Here is a 1,090-nt window from a genome sequence, read left to right on the forward strand (position 1 = left end):
AATGAATACTTAAGCGGTAGTGGAACTGGTGCGTTAATCTTAAAACTTCGTCTACAAGCAATTCAAGAATTATTCGACTATGTAATTATCGATGTTCCTCCATCAAGGTCGCAAATTTGTTTTACTGCTGTCGGAGCAGCAGATGATATTTTAATACCAGCAGAGTCGGCAACTAAAGGCGTTAACTCACTATTAGATACACAAAAATTCCTAAGCGAACAAGCAACAGTGATGGCATTTGGGGGACAAGTCTTAGGAATCATTCCCTTTCGAGATCGCTGGATCGGTAGAACACAAACTTTAGAAAGTAGAGAAAATATTACCGCAATGAAGGAATTTGCAGAAGGAGTTCCCGTACTTCCGAGCATCAGAGAAAGCGAACAATTCAAAAAAGCAATTCGTCAAGGTCAATTGTTAAGCGAACGGGGAGAAGCAGATTTAGAATATCCCTTTGAAGAAATTATGGGATTATTAGAAAATTTTCAAAGTAGGAAAAACCAAAAACAAAATGTCCCAAGTCGAACCAAGATAACTGCACGATCATTTTAAGGAGCAAGATAGCAAATATTTAACAGCTTTAAGTGGGGAATGAATTGTTTTTTGCTCCAATGTATTTTCAAATAACAGAATTTAAAATGAGCCAAGACGCTTTAGAAAGACTGAGAAACAAAGCCAAACCAACAGTAAAAAACCGCGATCTGGAAACAGCTTCAGGCGGGGAAGGCAAGAGAGAAAAAAATCAAACAAGCAATGAAAGTTTTAACTCAAACATTCAAGATATCGAGATATCTACACTTTCTAAAACCGAGACTGCTTCTTCTGATGAAATAGACTCACCGAGTATGAAGCTCGAAACAAAACAAAGTACCATTCGATTGGAAAAAAGTCTGAGTCAAAGATTGACTTCATATTGTCAAGAGTCAGAGATTAGTCGAGAAGTTTTCATAGAAGCCCTTTTCGTACAATTTGAGAAAAATCAAACTTTACAATCAAAAGTTCTCAAAGAAGCTCGTCGAAGAGACGAACAAAGAAGAAAAATAGCTAATTATCGTCGTGCTAAATCAATGATTGAAAAATTTGGAACTCTTTA

The 1,090-nt window shown here is 36.5% G+C and carries 2 protein-coding genes; both read left to right on the forward strand.

Annotation, left to right across the window (positions count from 1 at the left end; genetic code table 11):
* A partial coding sequence (locus AC33VI_RS23500) for a ParA family protein (protein WP_491784682.1) occupies nucleotides 1-549 on the forward strand: 549 nt, incomplete at its 5' end.
* A gap of 86 nt (nucleotides 550-635) precedes the next feature.
* On the forward strand, nucleotides 636-1,090 hold a 455-nt coding region (locus AC33VI_RS23505; RefSeq protein ID WP_491784683.1), incomplete at its 3' end, for a carboxysome distribution maintenance protein McdB.

This window comes from Waterburya sp., assembly GCF_058530065.1.